This is a genomic window from Novosphingobium sp. B-7 (genome assembly GCF_000410615.1).
Lineage (GTDB): Bacteria > Pseudomonadota > Alphaproteobacteria > Sphingomonadales > Sphingomonadaceae > Novosphingobium > Novosphingobium capsulatum.
Genome location: NZ_APCQ01000001.1, coordinates 1 through 1,033, shown reverse-complemented (window position 1 = coordinate 1,033; position 1,033 = coordinate 1). Strand labels below are relative to the sequence as shown.

The 1,033-nt window shown below is 64.6% G+C and carries 1 protein-coding gene; it reads right to left on the bottom strand.

From position 1 onward, the window contains the following. The coding region (locus tag H926_RS0100005) for an alginate export family protein (RefSeq protein WP_022674467.1) at nucleotides 1–1,033 on the bottom strand (1,033 nt) is incomplete at both ends.

Sequence of the window (1,033 nt, the reverse complement as noted above, 5' to 3'; positions counted from 1 at the left end):
GATCGTGGCGTTGAACGAATTGTAGATCGTGTCGCCGCCGGTGGGTGCATTTGGCGCATCGCGCAGGAACCTTCCTTTCGCGAGCAACACGCCGTTCCATTCCATGCGAAGGCGCTTGGGAATCAGCCAGTAGCGCACGCGCGCCTCCACCTGATGACCGGCGAACCTTCCAGCGCTGCCGGACGGATCGCGGACGCCGGTCGTCGAGAAGCTGTCGTAGCGCGACGCGAGCCACAGCGGCCGATAGGCGGCGAACGCGTCGACGCGTTTCGCTGGCGCTACTTCGATGCGCAGCCCGGGCGCGATGAGGTTGGCCCGCCCTACCGCATTGTAGATGCCTGCCGGCGCGAGGTCGGCGCGGCGCATGCCGAACAGCGTGTCGAAGCGGGTGAACTTCGCCCCGCGGCCGTCGCCGCTCGCATAATCGAATTCGATCGAGAGGTGCGGCGACCATGGATGGCGGAAGGTATAGCCCGCCTCGAGATGCGCGAACCAGGCGGAGACATCGAGCGTCGGCGCGGTTGCGGCGACCGACGCGCTGATCGATCCCCATTGATAGATGGTCTCGCTCTCGAAATCGAAGCTGCCGGGGGCAGGGTCGCGGACGAGGCGCAGGCTGGCGGTATCGAGCGACCTGTCGCGTGTCGCGAGCCTCGGGGAGTCCCGTTCTCCGAGATGATAGAAGCTGAGTTCGACGGCGCTGCGCTTGTCGGCGAGCTTCTTGGCGAAAAGGCCGCCCCACAGAATAAGGTCGAAACTTTCGCGGTCGAACCTGACCCTATTGTCGACAAGGTCGGCCCTTGCGTCAGGAAGCCGCATCTGCGGTAGCGTATAGATTGCCGTTGTGGAGAAATTGTCCGGGAGGGCGATATCGGCCCGGACGCCGGTGTAGCCGTTTGTCGTGTTGCGATAGTCGTCGGCGGCGACGAGGCGCCGCGATCCGAGGTTTAGCGTGAAGCGTCCGGCCTGGAGACCGAGTTTCGTATCCGGGCCGAAGACGCCCGGCGCCTCGTAACCGATATAGGCTTGTACC